This is a genomic window from Shewanella sp. ECSMB14101 (genome assembly GCF_000773485.1).
GTDB lineage: Bacteria > Pseudomonadota > Gammaproteobacteria > Enterobacterales > Shewanellaceae > Shewanella > Shewanella marisflavi.
This window is the reverse complement of the sequence record NZ_JSFF01000009.1, coordinates 12657-31057: the sequence shown is the minus strand read 5'-3', so window position 1 is coordinate 31057 and position 18401 is coordinate 12657. Positions and strand designations below refer to the sequence as shown.

Genomic DNA, 18401 nt, shown 5'->3' with positions numbered 1-18401 from the left:
TTGTCATCTTATTGTCATTTTAGGCCACCAGTCTCGAATTGGGTCGGGCAATTTTATCGTTGAAGCCGTGAGATTTTGGTGTCAGTATGGATTTAACCCCTATGTGCTTTGTTGCGCATCACCAGACTGATAGAAAAGGAGGCTAATGACCCACTGAGTTTGCCCGACTAAAAATATTATCCCCTACGCACAAGTGGAGGCGCCATGGAACAAAACGACAAGAAGTTGTTTGTACTGGATACCAATGTGTTACTGCATGAACCCTTAGCCATTTATTCGTTTAAGGAACATGATGTAGTTGTCCCCATGACTGTCCTTGAAGAGTTGGATCAGATCAAAGACAGAAAACGAGATGTTAGCCGAGATGCCCGAGTCGCCATTCGAGCATTGGAAGACATACTCGGCGGAAAGACCACCCCCGAAGAGATTATTAGCGGGGTGCCCCTGCCCAAACGTGAAGGACACGGTGACGTCATAGGTTCCCTCTCAATTTTCCCCGACCATCAACTCGAATTTACACAGGCATCCCTGCCTGGCGACAACAACGATAACCGCATCATTAACACCGCCCTGCATCTGCAAAAGCAGTTTGCCCCGCGCCACGTGGTGCTGGTCACTAAAGACATCAACATGCGCCTCAAGGCAAAAGGCGCCGGCATTAATCTGGTCGAAGACTATCGTACCGACCAACTGATCGATGATATCCGTTTTCTTACCAAGGGCTTCCATCAATTTGAGGGAGATTTCTGGGCGCGGAAAGAACATGTTAATACCGAGGGACAAGGCCGTCATACGGTGCACCGAGTGCCTGTTAAAGAGGTGGGTGAAGAGAACTTCTATACCAACCAATATCTGATCGACGAAGACTCTAACTTCTGCGGCAGAGTGCTGAGCAATAACGACCAGGAGCTGGAGATTTTAGATCTCGGCCGAGATCGCCTGCTTAACTTAGATGCCTGGGGAATTAAACCTAAGAATATCTATCAGGGGATGGCGTTGCAGGCACTGCTGGATCCGGATATCGATCTGGTGATCCTCACGGGTCCCGCAGGTTGTGGTAAGACGCTACTGGCCATGGCGGCGGCACTGGAGATGGTAGTAGAGCGCGGTCTCTATGAAAAGGTTATCGTCACCCGTAATACACCTGAGATCGCCGAGTCTATCGGCTTCCTGCCCGGTACCGAAGAGGAGAAGATGGCGCCTTGGCTCGCGGCCATTACCGATACCTTAGAGGTACTGCATAAACATGATGTTAACCCAAGCGGCAGCATGAACTACATCATGGATAAGGCCAACATTCAGTTTAAATCGATTAACTTCATGCGTGGCCGCTCGATACAAAATTCCGTGGTATTACTGGATGAGTGTCAAAACCTGACGGCATCTCAGATCAAAACCATGATCACCCGTATGGGCGAGGGGACTAAGCTTATCTGTAGCGGTAACCTGGCGCAGATCGACTCTAACTATTTGACGGCGGTGACTTCAGGACTCACCTATATCGTCGAGCGTTTTAAAAACTTCGATGGCAGTGCCAACGTCTACCTCAATGGCGTGGTGCGTTCTCGTTTGGCAGAATTTGCCGAGGAAAACCTCTAGTGGGTGAAGACTAAAAGACTCCTTATTTGGAGTCTTTTGTCTAAATATAGGCAGTCGTTCCAAGCGGATTAAGGCTGAAATACTTTGGGGTGTTTGCAGCTAACTCTTTGGCGGACTGAGATCATTCTGGCAAAAGCGGTCGCCCTTTGTATTCCATTGGGCTGGCTTCCTGATACTATATGCAGAATATGATGCGCCGCTCAGGTAAAGTCCTGGGGCAGACTCTTGTTTTCAAAGGTAATCAATGAAGTCGACAGAGCCGGACTTACAGCTTAAGTCTCCGATTCAAAAAAACTATAATCGCGCGGTTTTTTATACCTATATCGGCGTGATCATCATGGCGTTGCTGACGGCCTGGATCTTCTTCGAGCGTCAGAAGACGCAGATGATGGATCAGCGCGAAGAGCTGGTTGAGCGTCATGTATTGCAGATCGACTTGTTGTTGGAGTCCAGTATTCGCGCGGTAAAGAGCCTGCGCAATGTGGCGGTGGATCACCTGCGTCTGGGTGAGTTAGTGCGTACCGACCGCCTGCCTCAATATGAAAAATTTAATGAAAGCGGTCAGTTTTTTACCTTAGAACCCAGCTATGCCCAGAGCGGTAAACCCTTTACCAACATGGGACGCATTACTGGGGCGGGGTCGCTCAATGGTCGCAGCGACAAGTTCTATCAGGAGTTGGAGATGCTGTTCGAGCTCTCGCTCTCCTTCCCGGTCGCCAGACAAGCGGCCCCCAAGGCCTCCTCTATCTATTACATCTCCAAGCACAGGATGATGTCTTACTATCCCTGGCCCTCAGATGAGCAGCGCTTTCGCGATGAACTGCTGAAGAAGCAGCAGTTCCAGCTGGTCACCCCAGCCATGAACCCTCAGCGCAGTGTGGCCTGGAGTCCGGCCTACGTAGAGCCCAACGGTAAGGGATTGTTGACGACAGTTGGTGTGCCCATCTATCTGGAAGATGAGTTTATCGGCTCTATTAACCTGGATATGACGCTCTCCTCCCTGGATAAGCAGATCCGTCTCTACTTCAAGATGCCGGGCACAGTTATCTTGCTGGATCAGCAAAACAATATTCTTTCTCATAGCGATATCAACGCCGCAGACATCAATCGGGTGTTCCATATCAGCCAAAAGATCCCCTCGGCGCTTCACTCTGTGCCCGAGTCTGAGCTGTTCGATGCCCACGAAGGGATCATGCGCAACGGCTACTATATTCACTCTGTGGCCCTGCAAAATGCCCCTTGGCGTCTGCTCTATCTGCAAGATGAAAATGAGCTGTTCAAAGATTCCTGGGAGAAGCTTGAGCTGACCTTCCTGCTGGTGGTGATCGCCCTGTCGGTCTTGGTGACCATAGTGCACTGGCAGACCCGTCGCTCTTTCGTTAACCCAGCTTCTCGCCTCTTGTCGCATCTCGAGGGGTGTTCTCAGGAGCCGCGCAAGCCACCCGCCAAGATCACCCAAGGCTGGGAACCCTGGTTCCAGCTGGTGAGTCGAATATTTGAAGAAAACCAGCAGTATACACGGCACTTGGCCGAGCAGAACCGCCGCCTGGATAATCTGGTGGCGCGGCGCACCGAACGACTGAGAGAGACCACAGAGCGACGAGAGCGGGAATACGCTTTGCTGCGCTCCCTGCTCGACTCTATCCCTGAGGCGATTGTCTTCAAGGATAAAGAGGGTAAATGTCTTGGCTGTAACAAGTCGGCCGAGCGCATGCTGGGCTTTACTGAGAGCGAGATGATAGGTCAGGATACACTGGCGATGACCAGCAACGAGCAGTCGATGCGTATTCGCGCCGAAGATGAGCGTGTCTTGTCCGAACGCACGCCACTCAGGTATCAGGAGAAGGTCGAGTTAGCCGGTAAGCCAGTATTACTCGATACCCTTAAGCTGCCTTTCTACAACCGTCGCGGTGAGCTGCTGGGCCTTATCGCCGTGTGGCGTGATGTCACCCGTGAATATGAATCCGCCGAGCAGCTCAGGCTGTCGGAGGAGCGTTACCATCTGGCGATGGACGCGGTAGAAGATGGTCTGTGGGACTGGTATCTGGATTCCGAGCAGATCATCTGTAACCCTGCCTACTACACCATGCTTGGCTATAAGAGCAATGAGTTCCCGGCCCTGGTGTCGACTATAGACGATCTGGTGCATCCCGATGATCGCATTCGCGTCGAGGAGTATCGTGAGCAGTATTTGGCCGATCCTATCGGTGCTTATGATATTGAGTTCCGTATGCGCGGTAAGAGCGGCATGTATCACTGGGTTCTCAGCCGTGGCCGTGTGGTGGAGTTTACTGCTGACAATCAACCTAAGCGTATGGTGGGGACTCACAAGGATATTACCCGTCATAAGAGCAACGAGGTGGCGCTGCTGGAGGCTAAGCAGGACGCCGAGTCGGCCAACCTCTATAAGAGTGAGTTCCTGGCCAATATGAGCCACGAAATCCGCACGCCGATGAACGCCATTATCGGTATGTTGCAGCTGGCCAGCCGCACTCAGTTGACGCCGCAGCAGGCGGATTATCTGGATAAGGCCGGTTTCTCGGCGCAATCATTGCTGCGGATCATCAACGATATTCTCGATTTCTCTAAGATTGAGGCCGGTAAGCTGGAGCTTGAGCGAGTCGCCTTCCCACTGGATAAGGTGCTGGATCACGCGCTGGATCTCAACGCCCTCAAGGCTCAGGAGAAGGGCGTCGAATTACTGCTTTACGCCCCAGTCACTGCTGGCTTGATCCTCGAAGGGGATCCACTGCGTCTCGGGCAGGTGTTGATCAACATGCTCAGCAATGCGGTGAAGTTTACCCAGAGCGGTGAAATAGAGCTGGGCTGTGAAGATGTGGGCGAGCGCGATCATCGCATTACCCTCAAGTTCTGGGTGCGTGATACCGGCATAGGGATCAGCAAGGAGCAGCAGGAAAGCCTGTTCGATGCCTTCGCCCAGGCCGATGGCTCGACCACCCGTAAATATGGCGGCACAGGACTAGGGCTCTCTATCAGTAAACATCTGGTGTCCATGATGGGCGGCACCATGCAGGTGCAGAGTGAGCTGGGAGTCGGCAGTACCTTCAGCTTCACCATCAGCTTCGAGATCGCCGAAGAGGCCGAAGTGAAACCGCTTATCGTGCCCGAGGTGATAGGTAATCTGAAGACCCTAGTGGTGGACGATAACCCGACGGCGCTACAGATCTACTCGACCGCCATGCGAGACTTCCACTTCGACGTGGATACCGCCTCCAATGGCGCCGAGGCCCTGTATAAACTGGAACACAGGCCGGTGGATCTCCTGCTGCTGGACTGGATGATGCCTGAGATGGATGGCATAGAGGTGATTCGAGCGCTCGATGCCATGGTGGCCGACGGTCGCCTTGAGAAGCGCCCGGTGATCATCATGATGACCGCCTACGCCTCCGAGCCGCTCAAGGAAGACTTGGACGATCTCGATATCTACGCCATGCTGCAAAAGCCATTTAAGGCTTCGGCACTGTTTGACGAGATCATCGCCGCCTTTATCGACAAGCCGAAGATCAATCCGGCGGTGGAGCTGCCCGCAGAGGGTAATGCCACGGGCTCGGGGCAGATATTGTTGGTGGAAGATAACTTTATTAACCAGCAGGTGGCCACCGAGCTGCTTAAGAGCGCGGGTTATGAGGTGGATGTGGCTGAAAATGGTCAGATTGCGCTGGATATGGTGGATGCCAAGCAGTACGACGCGGTGCTGATGGATATCCAGATGCCTGTGATGGACGGTCTGACGGCAACCAAAGAGCTGCGTAAGCGTTACTCCAAGGAGGAGCTGCCGGTGATCGCCATGACGGCCCATGCCATGTCGGGCGATCGTGAAAAGAGTCTGGCGGCGGGCATGAATGCCCATATCACTAAGCCTATCGTGCTCAACGAATTGTTCGATACCTTGGCTCACTGGATAGTGCGTCACTAGCGACAGGGCGACAGAAGAGAAGGGGCTTAGGCCCCTTTTTTGTGGCTGGTGGTTTTGACGCAGGCAAAACCTAGGCAGGGCAAATGTGTGCCTGAATTATTTGCACTTGAGCGAGAATTGATACCTGTTAAGCTAAGTGGTTGATATTCACGAGACCCATAATATTTGAACAACTAAGTCTCCCATCATAAGTCTCAGCAAGGAGATAACATGAGACCCTCTACACTCGCGCTGGCCCTTGCCTTAACCTTTATGCCGACCGCTTCCCTACTCGCGGTGGAAAACAGTGCTCAGGTGCTTAAGAGCAGTCAGGCCGCGAAAGGCTTTATTAACCTGTTTTATCAGCAAAGTTCGGGCGACTTTTACCTCGAAGCCACGCGGCTCAATCAACCTTTTCTGCTGGTGACCAGTCTGCCACACGGTGTGGGGTCTAACGATATCGGCCTGGATCGCGGCCAACTAGGGATGACCCGCTTGGTGCAGTTTGAGCGCCACGGTCCCTATCTCATTCTCAAACAGCTTAATACCCGCTACCGGGCGACAACAGACAACGGCGCCGAGCAGCGAGCGGTAAAAGAGGCGTTCGCCGAATCTGTACTCTGGCGCGGCAAGGTGCTTGACGGTAAACAAGCGCTGGTGGCCATCAATGAGCTGGTGCTCAATGATCTGCATGGCATCAAAGATACCCTGGAGCAGACCAAGCAGGGCCATTATCAGTTGGATAAAGAAAGCTCGCTGATTTTGCCTCAGGGCGTAAAGTCCTTCGAGCGTAACAGCGATGTCGACGTGCTGCTGACCTTCAAGGGGGCCAAGGCCGGACCTCAGGTGGCAGAAGTCACCCCAGACGGTAAGGCGCTGTCACTGCGGATGCGCTACTCCTTCGTTGCGCTGCCAGACGATAACTATCAGCCCAGAGCCTATCACCCCAACAGCGGCTACCTGTCTGATGAGTATCTGGATTACGGGACTGAGATCGACCGTGACATAGTGCAGCGTCATCTATTGCGTCACCGCTTACAAAAAGTGACCCCGGGGGATGCGCCCAGCGAAGTCGTTAAACCCATCATCTACTATCTGGATCCCGGTGTGCCTGAGCCTATTCGCAGCGCCCTGTTAGAGGGGGCTCGCTGGTGGGAAACCGCCTTCAACGAGGCAGGCTTTATCAACGGCTTTAAGGTGGAGCTATTACCGGAAGATGCCGATCCCCAGGATATTCGCTACAACGTGATCCAGTGGGTGCATAGGGCGACACGTGGTTGGTCTTACGGCAGCGCCATCGCCGATCCGCGCACAGGTGAGATCATCAAGGGACATGTAACCCTGGGCAGTCAGCGTGTTAGGCAAGATCATCTGATCGCCCGCGGCCTTACCGCAGGATGGGACGACAGAGACGCCGCAGAACAGGCGGTCACCGAGTTGGCCCTAGCGCGAATTCGTCAGTTGTCGGCTCATGAAGTGGGTCATACCCTGGGGCTGGATCATAACTTTGCCGCCTCAAGTAACGATAACGCCTCTGTGATGGATTACCCTCACCCTAAGGCGACACTCAAGGGCGATAAGATAGATATCTCCGCGCCTTACGATGAAGGCATTGGTGCCTGGGATAAGTTCACCATTGCCTATGGTTATGGTCAGTTTAGCGCGGCAGATCAACAGGCGAAACTCACCGAGCTGATGCAGGCAGTCGAGCGTCAGGGGCTGCGTTATATCGGCGAGGCCGACTCACGTAGCGCAGACGCCAGCCAGGCCTACGCCAGCCTGTGGGACAATGGCAAGGATCCCGTGGCCGAGCTGAGTCGTCTGGCTAAGGTGCGCGAGTTGGCTATCAATGACTTTAGCGATTCGGCGCTGCTCAGCGAGCAGCCCTATGGTGAACTGCGCGATGCCTTGGTGCCCATCTATCTGTTGACCCGCTATCAGATAACCGCCGCCGCCAAGTTTATCGGCGGCACAGATTACAGCTATTCCATGCAGGAAGGGGGACGCACCTGGCACTATATGGCGCCCGAGTTGCAAAAAAATGCCTTAGAAACCCTGCTACAAGGATTGGACGCCGAAGCCTTGGTGCTGCCGCCCAAGGTGATCGATGCCTTAGTGCCTAAATCGGGTAACTACCGCGCCACGCGAGAGAGTTTCGATGGCGCCACCGGCGTAGTCATAGATCCACTCGGTATGGCCGAGGTGCTTAGTCGTCACACCTGTCAGCAGCTGCTGCGCCCAAGCCGGCTGAATCGTGTCAATCAGGGCTATTTCGCCGACAAGGAACAGTTGTCAGTGGTGACTCTGGTGAACAAGCTGCTGGGCAAGACGCTGTTTGCCGATGCGCCGACTTGGGCCTCACAAGGGGTGTGGATGCGGGTGAATGCCGTGGTGCTCGACACCCTGCTGGCCAGTTATCATGACCAGGCAAGCTCGCCAGAGGTGAAGGCGCAGCTGGCGGGCCGCTTGGCCTTTGCCGAGAAGCAGCTCAGTCGTCTGGTGAAACGCAGCAGCGATTATGAGTCGGCCCATTATCAATGGTTGCTTGAGGGGATAGAGAAGGGGCTTAAAGACGCTAAGTTTAAGCTGATCGACAAGCCGCTGGCCATGCCGCCTGGCTCGCCTATCTAGTCATAAAATGCCCCGCTAAGCGGGGCTTTTTTATGGGCGAGAGTATAAAAATATGGGCGAGAGTATAAAAATATGGGCGAGAGTATTGAAAACTCGCTGTGCTAGAGGCGCTGTTCGAGAGGCGCTGTAGTGAATCGAAAAAGTGGAATGTGGTCTGCTCTTCGCGATTGGATTGATGCAGCCTTTGCAAAGGCTCACGGCATTGAGTTCAGCTGCTAGGTTGCTAATGGATAGGGGCAAACCCGTGTTGGTAGCCAAAGTCGATCGCAGCCACCGGGCTCGCCAGTTTGATCAGGTGCGACAGGTCTATTTCCTTATCTGCCTAGCCTGTGGCTAAGGTGTCCGCAACCCATGAGCGAGAGTCGGCCGAGAGTCAGATATTACCCGGCAATTCGAATTGATAACAAAATTAGGAGCGAAATGCTTACCATGCAAAAAGTGTAACAATTTGCATGCTTTACTGTGATCTTGTTCAAAAAATGTGACATTTGGGTTAGTATCTTTGTTAGCTAATTGTGGTCATAAAAAGATTGGAGTACATAATGAAGTTGTTAGCCAGCACGACCTTAGCTTTAGCCTCTTTACTGTTTACAACCCAGGCGCTTGCCGAGAGACCCGATTTCTCCAAGACCGCTGCGGCAAGAGCCGATTACGTTTTTGCCAACAATCCCGTCGCTCAGCATAAAGATCTGCCGCACTCGAGCAGTCGTCATGATTTTTCCAAGACGACCGCAGCCAAGAGTGAGTATCGTTTTGCCGATAATCCACCGAGCGATCTGGTGATGGATGAGCCGAGATCGACTCAGCATGATTTTTCTAAGACAGAAGCGGCAAGAAAACAGAGCTGAATATCACCCTTTTGCGAAGGAGCCGACCAGGCTCCTTTTTTTATGGGCGTTTGACCAGGGCGGTAGTATGCGGCCTACTCTTGTGCAGTCGTGCTCGCTTCTTGCAGCATCAGCTTTTTGCCCTGCCGGTAGGCGTCAATGATCCCCACCAACCAGCCTAAGATAAAGGCCCAGGTGGCGACATCGACCCAAAAGGCCTCGCTGCCTTGGGGCACCTGGCTTATCGCCGCATAGATGGCGTTAAATTCCAGTGGCACCTCTCCCGACAGTATCTTATCTGACACCGCCTGCGCGCGATTAACCGCCTGATACAAGAGATAGACCAGCCCGCCCAAGCTAATGCAGGAGAGCAGGGTGCCCGTGTTGTAACGCTTAAGGTAGAAGTGGCCCGAACCTGGGCAGATGAAGGCCGACATAAGGGCGGCGGTGATAGCTTTATTCATAATATTCGCTTTGGGCCAAGTGGTTATATTCTGCATTATTCCAAGTCAATTCGCCTAATCGCCGCCTTAAGGTGCTCGGCCTGAGCACGCAGCGCCTCGGGGGCCTGGTCGCCATGGGCTGCCAGTTGACTCTCTAGGCCGCTAAGTTGTTGCACCAGCCAGCCGCGAATCATCACATAGTAGCGTGAATCCGTGCCGTAGCGGGCGATCACCTCAAGATGCTCGGCAGATGGCGTAGCGATTGCCTGCTGTAGTGCCAGCACCATGACCCCTAATTCTTGTTGCTCTGTTTGCGCTTGCACTTGGGTTTGCACTTGCACTTGGCTTTGCGCCTGGGATTCTTTCTCGGATAGCGCAGGGCTATCGGCACAGCCAGTCAGCAGAAATGCAATCAACAGGGCCAAACTAAACGGGTAACGCATCAGAGTTTCCAAGTAGATATCTTAAGGATGCGTTTGATAATAACAGGTCTTTAGTATCTGTTTATCTTGCGGGGGTAATTTTTGTTCAATCTCAAGGTATTTAGATGGCCTCTTAATACAGAGCCTGAAGGCCTGCTCTCATCCCTTACCGTTAGTCTGCGTAGAATCACCAGATCACTTCGGCACTTTATTGTTTAAATGAGATAGGTTGCTGTAAAAACAAACAAGGAAGGCCAACAGGCCCTAGATAAAAAGCCACCGCCTTGTGGCGGTGGTTAGCAGGTAGAAAGGCTAGTTCTGTTTAGCGCCTTCATCTATCCAACGTTTGATAATGGCGATCTGCTCGCTGCTAAGTGGCTTTCCTTCGCCTTGCGCAAATTTATCATTGTGGTGCGGTGGCATCTGGATCTTGCTGTCGACCTTGTGGTCTATCGCTAAGTAAAGTGTGCTGGATGCGGCACTGCCGGGGACCACGACTGCGCCCAGCTGAGTTCCGCGCATGACACCTTGATAGCTATCCAGTGCCAAATGAGTGCGTGACATGCCTTCACCTGAGCCTGAATGACAGCTGACACAGGAGGCGGTTAATATGGGCTGTACTTCAGATGAGAAGCTCACCGGCCGCTCACAGCCCGGCAGCGCCGTTACGGCCAATGCCGCTACAAGCAACAGGCGCCTGTCGATGGAGTGATGAGCATACATAGTATCCTCCAATAACCTTGTATTATGTACGGTTTAAGTATAGTCCCGTGAACACAAAAGCACCCAGATCCAATGCTAGGGAAGGTGAGAACAAGTCGTCGCACAGCTCTGGCTTTGATAGCAGCGACAGTTCAAGGCATTCAACTGAGGGCATGCCGAGGCCTGCTGAAGTTGAATAACGCCGAAATGGTGTTGCTATCAAAGCCCCGCAGGGCGAGGCTTACAGCGGTATTTGCTGCGTTACAGCTCTTGCGAAGGACTAGGGCCATTCGCTGCAAACTGTGCCTTGCATCTATCCACTTTAAGCACACGCAGAGCAAGCACGGGACTTATTCGCACCTTCCCTAGGACTAGGTTGGCGCTCGCTTGTCTGTAAAGCTGACTCGCCGCAAAGAAAAAGCCCAGCTCCGAAGAGCCGGGCACGCCGGGAAGCGTTAGGGGGAGGCTACTTAAGCTGGCTTAGGCACCTTGATGCCGAACACTAAGGTATAGGTTACCGGCAATACCAAGAGGGTGAGCACAGATGCAAAGCCGAGTCCGAAGATGATGGTGATCGCCATTGAGCCAAAGAAAGCGTCAGACAATAGCGGGATCATCCCCAGCATGGTGGTGATTGCCGCCATCAATACCGGCCGAACGCGACTCACGGCCGAGTCAAATACCGCCTGGTATTCCGCTTTGCCCTGGCTTAGCTCAAGGTTTATCTGATCCACCAGGACTATGCCGTTCTTGATGATCATCCCCGTCAGGCTCAATAGCCCGAGCAATGCCATAAAGCTAAAGGGTGCATCGAATAACAATAGGCCAGAGACCACACCTATCAGCGCCAGCGGCACGGTAAACCAGATCACCAGCGGCTGTCTGACCGAGTTAAACAAGAGCACAGTAATGAGGAACATGGCCAGATAGCCCAGCGGAATCGAACTGAATACCGACTCTTGCGCCTCTAGCGAGGTTTCATATTCGCCGCCCCATTCCAACTGGTAGCCACTGGGTAAGGGGATAGCCTCGATTTTTGACCGCACCTTTCTAAATACCGAATCGGCAGTCTCGTCCGTGCCATTGACGGGATCGGCCAGTACCGACACCACACGTTTGCGATCGCGGCGGATGATCAATGGATCTTCCCACTCGGTGACGAAGTCGCTGACCACTTGTGTGATAGGCACAAATACCTGATTGTCGGCGCTCCATATTTGCAGCGCAGAGATGCTGTCGGCATTGAGTCGTTCATCGGCGGGGGCGCGGGCGATAATCGGCAGCAGATGACTATTGTCGCGATAGATACCTACTTGCTTACCGCTGAAGTTAGTCAGCAGTGCATTGTCTAAGTCTTGCTTGCTGATACCGGTTTCGCGCGCCTGGGCTAGCGCCAGTTGTGGGCGGATCAGGGTCACCTGATTGCGCCAGTTATGACGCACGCTGGTGGCCGTAGGTTCCTCCCTGAGGATATCGCTCGCCTGCTGTGCCAGCTGTCTTAATACCGCCGGGTCTTCACCGTAGAAACGCGCCTCAATCTTGGCGGCAGGGCTAGGGCCGTTCTCCATATACTTAAAGCGGTACTCGGCCTCTGGGTAGTGCTGCACCAGATCCTGTTCCAGCTTGCGCATATACAGGTTCAATGATTCAAGATCTGTCATCTCAATCAATAGCTGGCCGTAAGACTTGTAACCCTTCTCTGGTACATAGGGCAATACGAAACGCTGCGCCCCTTGGCCAACCACGCTGGTGATATTCACCAGACCCGCGTCAGTCTGCTGTTGTTGAGCAAGCAGATCCTGTTCGATACGTCCAAGCAGTGCCTCGGTAGCCTTGATGTCAGAGCCTTCAGGCATCCACACATCAACGAAAAACATCGGCGTGTTTGAGGCGGGGAAAAACACGTTTTTCACCTGACTAAACCCCATCACGGCGCTCACCAGTGCCGCGATCACCACGAGTAGCGTCAGGGCGCGAAAACGCATCGCCAGACTCAGCGTGGTGCGGTAAAGCTGAAACAGCCAACCTTGGTAGGGATCTTGCGCTGCCTCATCTGGCTGCGATCCATCTTTAAACATGATGTTGCAGAAGAAGGGGGTGAGTGTCATGGCGGTGATCCAGCTGATAAACAGAGAGATCAACAGCACCAGAAACAGCGAGATACAAAACTCGCCGGTGGCATTGTCAGACAGGCCTATGGGGGCGAAGGCGATAATGGCAATCACAGTCGCGCCCAGCAGTGGCCACTGAGTCTGCTGAATCACCTGCTTAGCTGTCTCTAACCTAGATTGACCCCGCTTCAGGCCGATCAACATCCCCTCGGTGACCACGATGGCATTATCCACCAACATCCCCAGGGCGATGATCAGCGCCCCCAGTGAGATGATCTGCAGCTCGATATTGAGCACCTTCATCATGATAAAGGTACCCAGAATGGTCAGTAGCAGCACCAATCCCATCAGCAGACCAGAGCGCAGCCCCATGAAGATCAGCAGCACACCTATCACTATGGCAATCGATTCCGCCAGGTTGATCAAAAAGCCCTGTATGGTCTGATCTACCATCTTGCTCTGATCGTAAACCGTCGTCAGCGTCATCCCGACCGGCAGTTCGCTGTTGAGTTCAGCTATTTTAAGGTTGACGGCTTCACCCACATTGACCACATTGACGCCGCTGGAGAAGGCGATACCGATAGAAAGCGCATGCTTGCCGCCGCTGTGATACAGGTTCTCTGGCGTCTCGGTGACCGCCTTATACACTTTGGCGATATCGCCCAGGTAGATGAGCTTAGTATCGCCAGGCGCGCTGACAATTAGGTGGTTGAGCTGGCTGACATCATCAAATTCTCCCGTGGGATGAATACGGATGCGATTGTCGCCCACCTTGATGCTGCCGGCGTTCGACACCACGTTGCGGCTGCTGATTAAACCGTAAATATAATCTTGGTTGAGTCCCAGGGCGTTGATCTTCTGGGTCGAAATTTCAACCACGACCTGCTCCTCGACAGTGCCGGCGATATTGACGCGTTTAATCCCGTCGACCAGCACCAGCTCCCGACGCAGGAAGTCGGCGTAGTTTTGCAGCTCGCGCTCGCTGTAGCCATCACCCGTGAGGTTGAGCAAGATGCCATAGACATCGCCAAAGTCGTCGATAACCGACGGCGTCATGGCGCCGGGAGGCAGTGTCCCTGTGATATCGCCAACCTTGCGTCTCACCTCGTCCCATACCTGTGGTAGTTCGGTGGCATCGAAGTTGTCGTTCATCTCGATCTCTATCTGCGACAAGCCGGCGCTGTTGATTGAGGTGATATGTTTTACGCCATCGAGTTGCTGTAGGGCGTCTTCCAGCGGCAGGGTGACCTCCTCTTCGACCTGCTGAGGTGACGCGCCGGGGTAGGCGGTGACGACCAGCGCCTGCTTAATGGTAAATTCGGGAAATTCGAGTTGGCCCAGACTAAAAAATGAGATGCTACCGCCAATCAGCAATAGCAAGGCAAACATCCAGCTAACGACTTTATGAGTGATGGAGTACTCGGCAAAATTCATCGGTTATACACCTCGTTGCCAGCGAAGTGGCTTCACTTGCTGCGCCTCTTTAAGTTGCTGCACTCCGGCCACCACGACGCGATCGCCAAGACCTATACCGTGGAGGATCTCTATGCCTTCACTGGTCACCTTACCCAGGCTGACTTCGCGAGATGATACTGAGCCTGTTCCCAGATCATAGGTCCACACAATACTCTTACCATCCTGATCACGCTTAACCACGGCGCTGGCAGGCACCACGGCGCTCGCCTTGTGCTCATTCGCTTGGGTGATATCTAATGTGAGTTGGGCGCTCATGCCTGGCAGCACCTTGATGTCGCTGGGGACTGGCAAGGTAAATACCACTTCATAACTTTGCGTGCCGGGGGTGACCTGAGTGGCAAACTCTTTCAGGCGGGCGGCATATGCTTTATCGGGCTGGTTGCTAAAGCTCACCATGGGCAGCGACGGTGAGTTAGGGTTAAATGAGGTGACGCGACTGGCCAGTGATTCTGGTACCTGAATCACCACGTCGATAAAGCTATCTTTTTGCAGCAGCAGGATAGGTTGATTGGCCTGCACTATCTGATGATTCTCTATCTGTGTCTTGGCAATGGTGCCGTTGTAGGGCGCCTTGATCACAGTGTAACTCAGCTGATCCTGGGCGTTGGCCAGATTGGCGGCGGCAGATTTAAGTTGTGCTTTAGCCAGATCGTATTCGGCCTGGGAGATCAACTCACGGCGCAGGAGTTCGCCCTTACGTTTAAAGTCGGCAACGGCCAGCTCATGGTCTGCTTCGCGATTGAGCAGGTTGTTGCGGGCATCTCTGTCATCGAGACGCGCTAGCACTTGCCCTTGAGTGACCTGCTGACCTTCTACCAGAGTGAACTCTACCAGTTGACCCGATAATCGAAACGACAGTTCGGCCTGCTTAGTGGCGGCCACTTTTGCAGGAAAGCGGCGTAATGAGTTTTGGTTTAACTCGGTGATCTCAAGCAGCTTAACTGGGCGAACACTCTCTGGAGTGATCTCGGCAGATTCTGTAGTGCAACCGGCAAGAACTAGAGTTAATACGAGTAGTGATGATGCGGTTGTCAGGTGTTTCATATCGTAAACTCCATTATTTGTGACAAGTTGTATCCCGTAGGCGGATAAAGATAACAGTGGGTTACTCTTAGTAAAATGGAATTAAATGGAACCTTAGGTTCCAAAAAATGAAACTAAATTGGCTTGATTTACGCCTATGAGTGTGGGCAAAGTAATAGTGAGCTGGGAGTGAGCCTTATTGTTAAGCGAGTGAGAAAGCCATGAAAACCGAAGATATTGCCTTGTTCCACCGCATCGTTGAGACCGGCAGTCTGGTTGAGGCAGCCGATATTCTCAATGTGCCTAAATCGACCCTGAGTCGACGGCTGCAGGCGCTGGAGGATGAGCTGAGTGTCAAGCTGTTTCACCGCCAGAGTCGGGCCATGACCCTTACCGCCTCAGGCAGTCATTTCTATAATAAAACCACCCCTTTGCTGGCCACCCTGGAGCAAACCTTCTCCGAGCTATCGGGGCAGGAAGCGGCGGTCACCGGCCATTTACGTATCTTGATCTTTCCCATTCCGGAAATATTGCATATCACCCATGCGATATTTGAGTTTATGGATCTCAATCCTGAGCTGACGGTGGAGATCATCGTCAGTTCAGAGCCTAAAGATATGATCCGCAACAATATCGACTTGGCCTTTATGCTCGAAGATGCCTTCAACGAAAATGAGATGGTGGCGCGGCATGTCATTAGCGAAACCGCGCACTTCTTTGCCAGTCCTGACTATCTGGAGCGGGCAGGTACGCCTACGACGCCTGAAGAGTTGGACGGGCATAACTCCATTTTGTTTCGTTACCCCAACGGCAGGATCTTCAACGAAGTGCCCTTTGGAAAGGACAGAATTATCTCGGTAAAAGGCAACCTGTGTGTCAATAGCCTGGGCACCTGCTTAGAAGCGACCCTGATGGGACGCGGCATTGCCATGATGCCACTGCCGATAGCGCAAGAATATGTGGAAAACGGTAAGTTGGTGATGTTATTCAAAGAGATAGAACCCTATGAGGGCAAGTGCTTCCTCGTCTATCCCTCACGGCGTTTTATCAGTCTCGCCAGCCAACGTTTTATCGACCATATGATGAGGGCCTTAGAGGAGTGTATTCAAAACGGCGCCTGCGATCGCGAAGCCAGAACCAAGGGGGCGATCAAGCCGTTAATTTAACGCTATTCACCGCAGACGATTAAGCCAAAGGGCGCCAGCAGCTGACTCTGCTGCCAGGCGTCTATCATCACCCCTTCCAGCGCCACTTCACGGGGATCCAGCCCCTCGAGATCCACCCTTGTCAGGTTGGCGCCCCTGAGATCGAACTCGCCCCACAGCTCAGGGCTAAACTCGCCGCCGCTGAGGTTGCTTCCCCTTAGCGATGCGCCAGTCAGGTTGGCGCCGCGCCAGCGGTTGTCGGTCAGTTCACACTCTTCCACTATTACCTGCGACAGGTTGCCATAGGCGAGGTTACAACCGCTGATCACCGCGCTGCAGAAGTAGTGGTTGATGCCTATCTGATTGGTGAAGCTGGCGCGGTAGAAGTCGGCGCCCTGCAGGTTAGAGTCTCGAAACTCGGCGCCGAAGCAGCGGGCACCGGTGAAGCGTGCTAGGTTGAGGCGACAGTCGCTGAACTTGGCGTTGATTAGGGTGGCGTAGCTAAAATCACACCCCAGTAGATCGCCGGGCTCGACAAACTGACACTGCTCGAAATGGCAGTCGGTCAAATCCGCGCGGTTAAAGCTGCAGCGTACGAAGCGGCAGCGACGAAACAGCAGCCCCTGCAGATCTTCACCGCTAAAGTCATGCTCAAAAAAGTCTTGCTCAAGCATCTCGTGTTGCACATCATCCCCTCTGTTAACGCTTGTAGATCTCGACATGCTTGGGCGTGGTGTTGGGCTCTGTGATGCGACTGGCCAGGATATAACAGGCGATACCCATCACGGCATTGGTAATAGGCAGTGCCAGCAAGAGTCCCTTCACCCCGCCTAGATAGGAGCCCAGCGCCGCCAGCGGCAGCAAGAGCAGAAACAGGCGGCAGAGGTTAAGCACCAGTGAACTCATCGGCCTGTGATAGGCGTTGAGCGAGGTGGCGGTGAGGATCACCATCCCCAGCGGCCCATAGGCGGCGGGCAGGGCGATGATGTAGAAGCTGAGCCACTCGATCACCTGAGGATCTTTACTGAACAGCTGGGCGATAGGCGTCGCCATGAGTGCCAGCGGCAGGTAGATGAGTGTCTGAAATATCAGCACGAAACGCAGTGACAGCATCAGGGCCTCGCGGGCGCGTTGTGTCTGTCCTGCACCCAGATTTTGGGCGATAAAGGGCACCAAACTGGAGGAGAGCGCCATCACGGCGATCAGCAGCACAGACTCCAGACGGGTACCGGCACCAAAGGCCGCCACCGCACTGTGATCGATGCGGGCTAGCATGGCCATGATGATGGCATTGGCCACAGGGTTGAGCAGGTTCATCAGCGCCGCAGGCTGGGCGATATGGGCCAGTTGACGCCAGTTACAACGAATGCGCTCTAAATTAAACTCGGCAAAATCCACCAGGTTACGCTTGATGATCAACAGGTAACTCGACAATGACAGCGCCACTATCCAAGAGATCAGCGTGGCAATGGCCGCGCCCTGAATCTCCAGTCGTGGGAAGGGGCCCAGACCAAAGATCAGCAGTGGGTCGAGCACCAGATTAATCAGAGACGCCAGCGCCATGATCTTGGCCGGTGACTTGGTATCGCCGGTGGCGCGTAGCCCCTGGTTGCCCACCATCAGCAGCACCAGCAGCGGCGCCCCCAGATACCAGAGAAACATATAGTCGTGGATCAGCGGCAGGCTGAAGTCGTTGGCACCCAGCAGAGTAAATAGCGGGTCGATAAACAGGCTGCCCAGCAAGGAGATAGCGGCGATCAGCCAGAAGGTGATCAGTAAGGCATCGTGCAAAAAGACTCTGGCCTTGGGGCTGTTACCACTGCCGATAAGGCGGCCCAAGTTGGTCGATACTCCGGCGCCTATACCGATGGCAATGCTGGAGACAATCAGGGTGACCGGAAAGGTAAAACTAATAGCCGCCAGGGCTTCAGTGCCTAGCTGACTGATAAAAAAGGTGTCTATAAGGCTGAACCCAAGAATGGTGAGAATACCAATCAGGTTCGGGAGGCTCATATTTAGCAGTACACGACCGATTGGCTGGCTGAGCAGCCCGTGTCTGTCTCTCATTTAAGTGGATTGCCTTGGTAACAGAAGGAGGGCAATTCT

Annotated in this window: 12 protein-coding genes; 5 read left to right on the top strand and 7 right to left on the bottom strand. The window is 53.5% G+C overall.

Going from position 1 to position 18401, the window contains the following annotated elements:
• The first annotated feature begins 204 nt into the window (after window positions 1-204).
• From NY07_RS08955 to NY07_RS08940, 4 genes are all read left to right on the top strand, one after another.
• Window positions 205-1599 carry a PhoH family protein gene (locus NY07_RS08955; protein ID WP_033539015.1) on the top strand — a complete coding sequence of 465 codons (1395 nt, stop codon included), beginning with the start codon at window positions 205-207 and terminating at the stop codon, window positions 1597-1599.
• 244 nt (window positions 1600-1843) lie between these two features.
• Window positions 1844-5536: a response regulator gene (locus NY07_RS08950; RefSeq protein WP_033539014.1), complete on the top strand. Its 3693-nt coding sequence runs from the start codon at window positions 1844-1846 to the stop codon at window positions 5534-5536.
• A gap of 210 nt (window positions 5537-5746) precedes the next feature.
• Window positions 5747-8146, top strand: a complete 2400-nt coding sequence (locus tag NY07_RS08945; RefSeq protein WP_033539013.1) for a zinc-dependent metalloprotease — start codon at window positions 5747-5749, stop codon at window positions 8144-8146.
• Between the two features lie 542 nt (window positions 8147-8688).
• Window positions 8689-8994, top strand: coding sequence for a hypothetical protein (locus tag NY07_RS08940; RefSeq protein ID WP_033539012.1), 306 nt, complete (start codon window positions 8689-8691; stop codon window positions 8992-8994).
• 74 nt (window positions 8995-9068) lie between these two features.
• Here NY07_RS08940 and NY07_RS08935 read toward each other — a convergent pair whose 3' ends face one another.
• The 5 genes from NY07_RS08935 to NY07_RS08915 all read right to left on the bottom strand — a co-directional run bounded on the left by NY07_RS08935 (window position 9069) and on the right by NY07_RS08915 (window position 15171).
• Window positions 9069-9437 carry a DUF6677 family protein gene (locus NY07_RS08935; protein WP_033539121.1) on the bottom strand — a complete coding sequence of 123 codons (369 nt, stop codon included), beginning with the start codon at window positions 9435-9437 and terminating at the stop codon, window positions 9069-9071.
• A 35-nt stretch (window positions 9438-9472) separates the two neighbouring features.
• Entirely contained in the window at window positions 9473-9859 is a 387-nt protein-coding gene (locus NY07_RS08930; RefSeq protein ID WP_033539011.1) for a hypothetical protein, read from the bottom strand.
• 291 nt (window positions 9860-10150) lie between these two features.
• Window positions 10151-10561, bottom strand: a complete 411-nt coding sequence (locus NY07_RS08925) for a c-type cytochrome domain-containing protein (RefSeq protein WP_033539010.1) — start codon at window positions 10559-10561, stop codon at window positions 10151-10153.
• A 449-nt stretch (window positions 10562-11010) separates the two neighbouring features.
• The gene (locus NY07_RS08920) at window positions 11011-14085 is read right to left on the bottom strand and encodes an efflux RND transporter permease subunit (protein WP_033539009.1); all 3075 of its coding nucleotides are present in this window, start codon (window positions 14083-14085) and stop codon (window positions 11011-11013) included.
• Between the two features lie 3 nt (window positions 14086-14088).
• Entirely contained in the window at window positions 14089-15171 is a 1083-nt protein-coding gene (locus NY07_RS08915) for an efflux RND transporter periplasmic adaptor subunit (RefSeq protein WP_033539008.1), read from the bottom strand.
• 200 nt (window positions 15172-15371) lie between these two features.
• Between NY07_RS08915 and NY07_RS08910 the strand changes: the two genes are divergently transcribed.
• Entirely contained in the window at window positions 15372-16316 is a 945-nt protein-coding gene (locus NY07_RS08910; RefSeq protein ID WP_033539007.1) for a LysR family transcriptional regulator, read from the top strand.
• Between the two features lie 2 nt (window positions 16317-16318).
• Here the strand turns inward: NY07_RS08910 and NY07_RS08905 are convergent, their stop codons facing one another.
• Window positions 16319-16969: a Qnr family pentapeptide repeat protein gene (locus tag NY07_RS08905; protein WP_033539120.1), complete on the bottom strand. Its 651-nt coding sequence runs from the start codon at window positions 16967-16969 to the stop codon at window positions 16319-16321.
• Window positions 16970-16994: 25 nt separating this feature from the next.
• A complete protein-coding gene (locus NY07_RS08900; protein ID WP_033539006.1) occupies window positions 16995-18362 on the bottom strand; it encodes an MATE family efflux transporter in 1368 nt (455 codons plus the stop codon).
• Window positions 18363-18401: the final 39 nt, after the last annotated feature.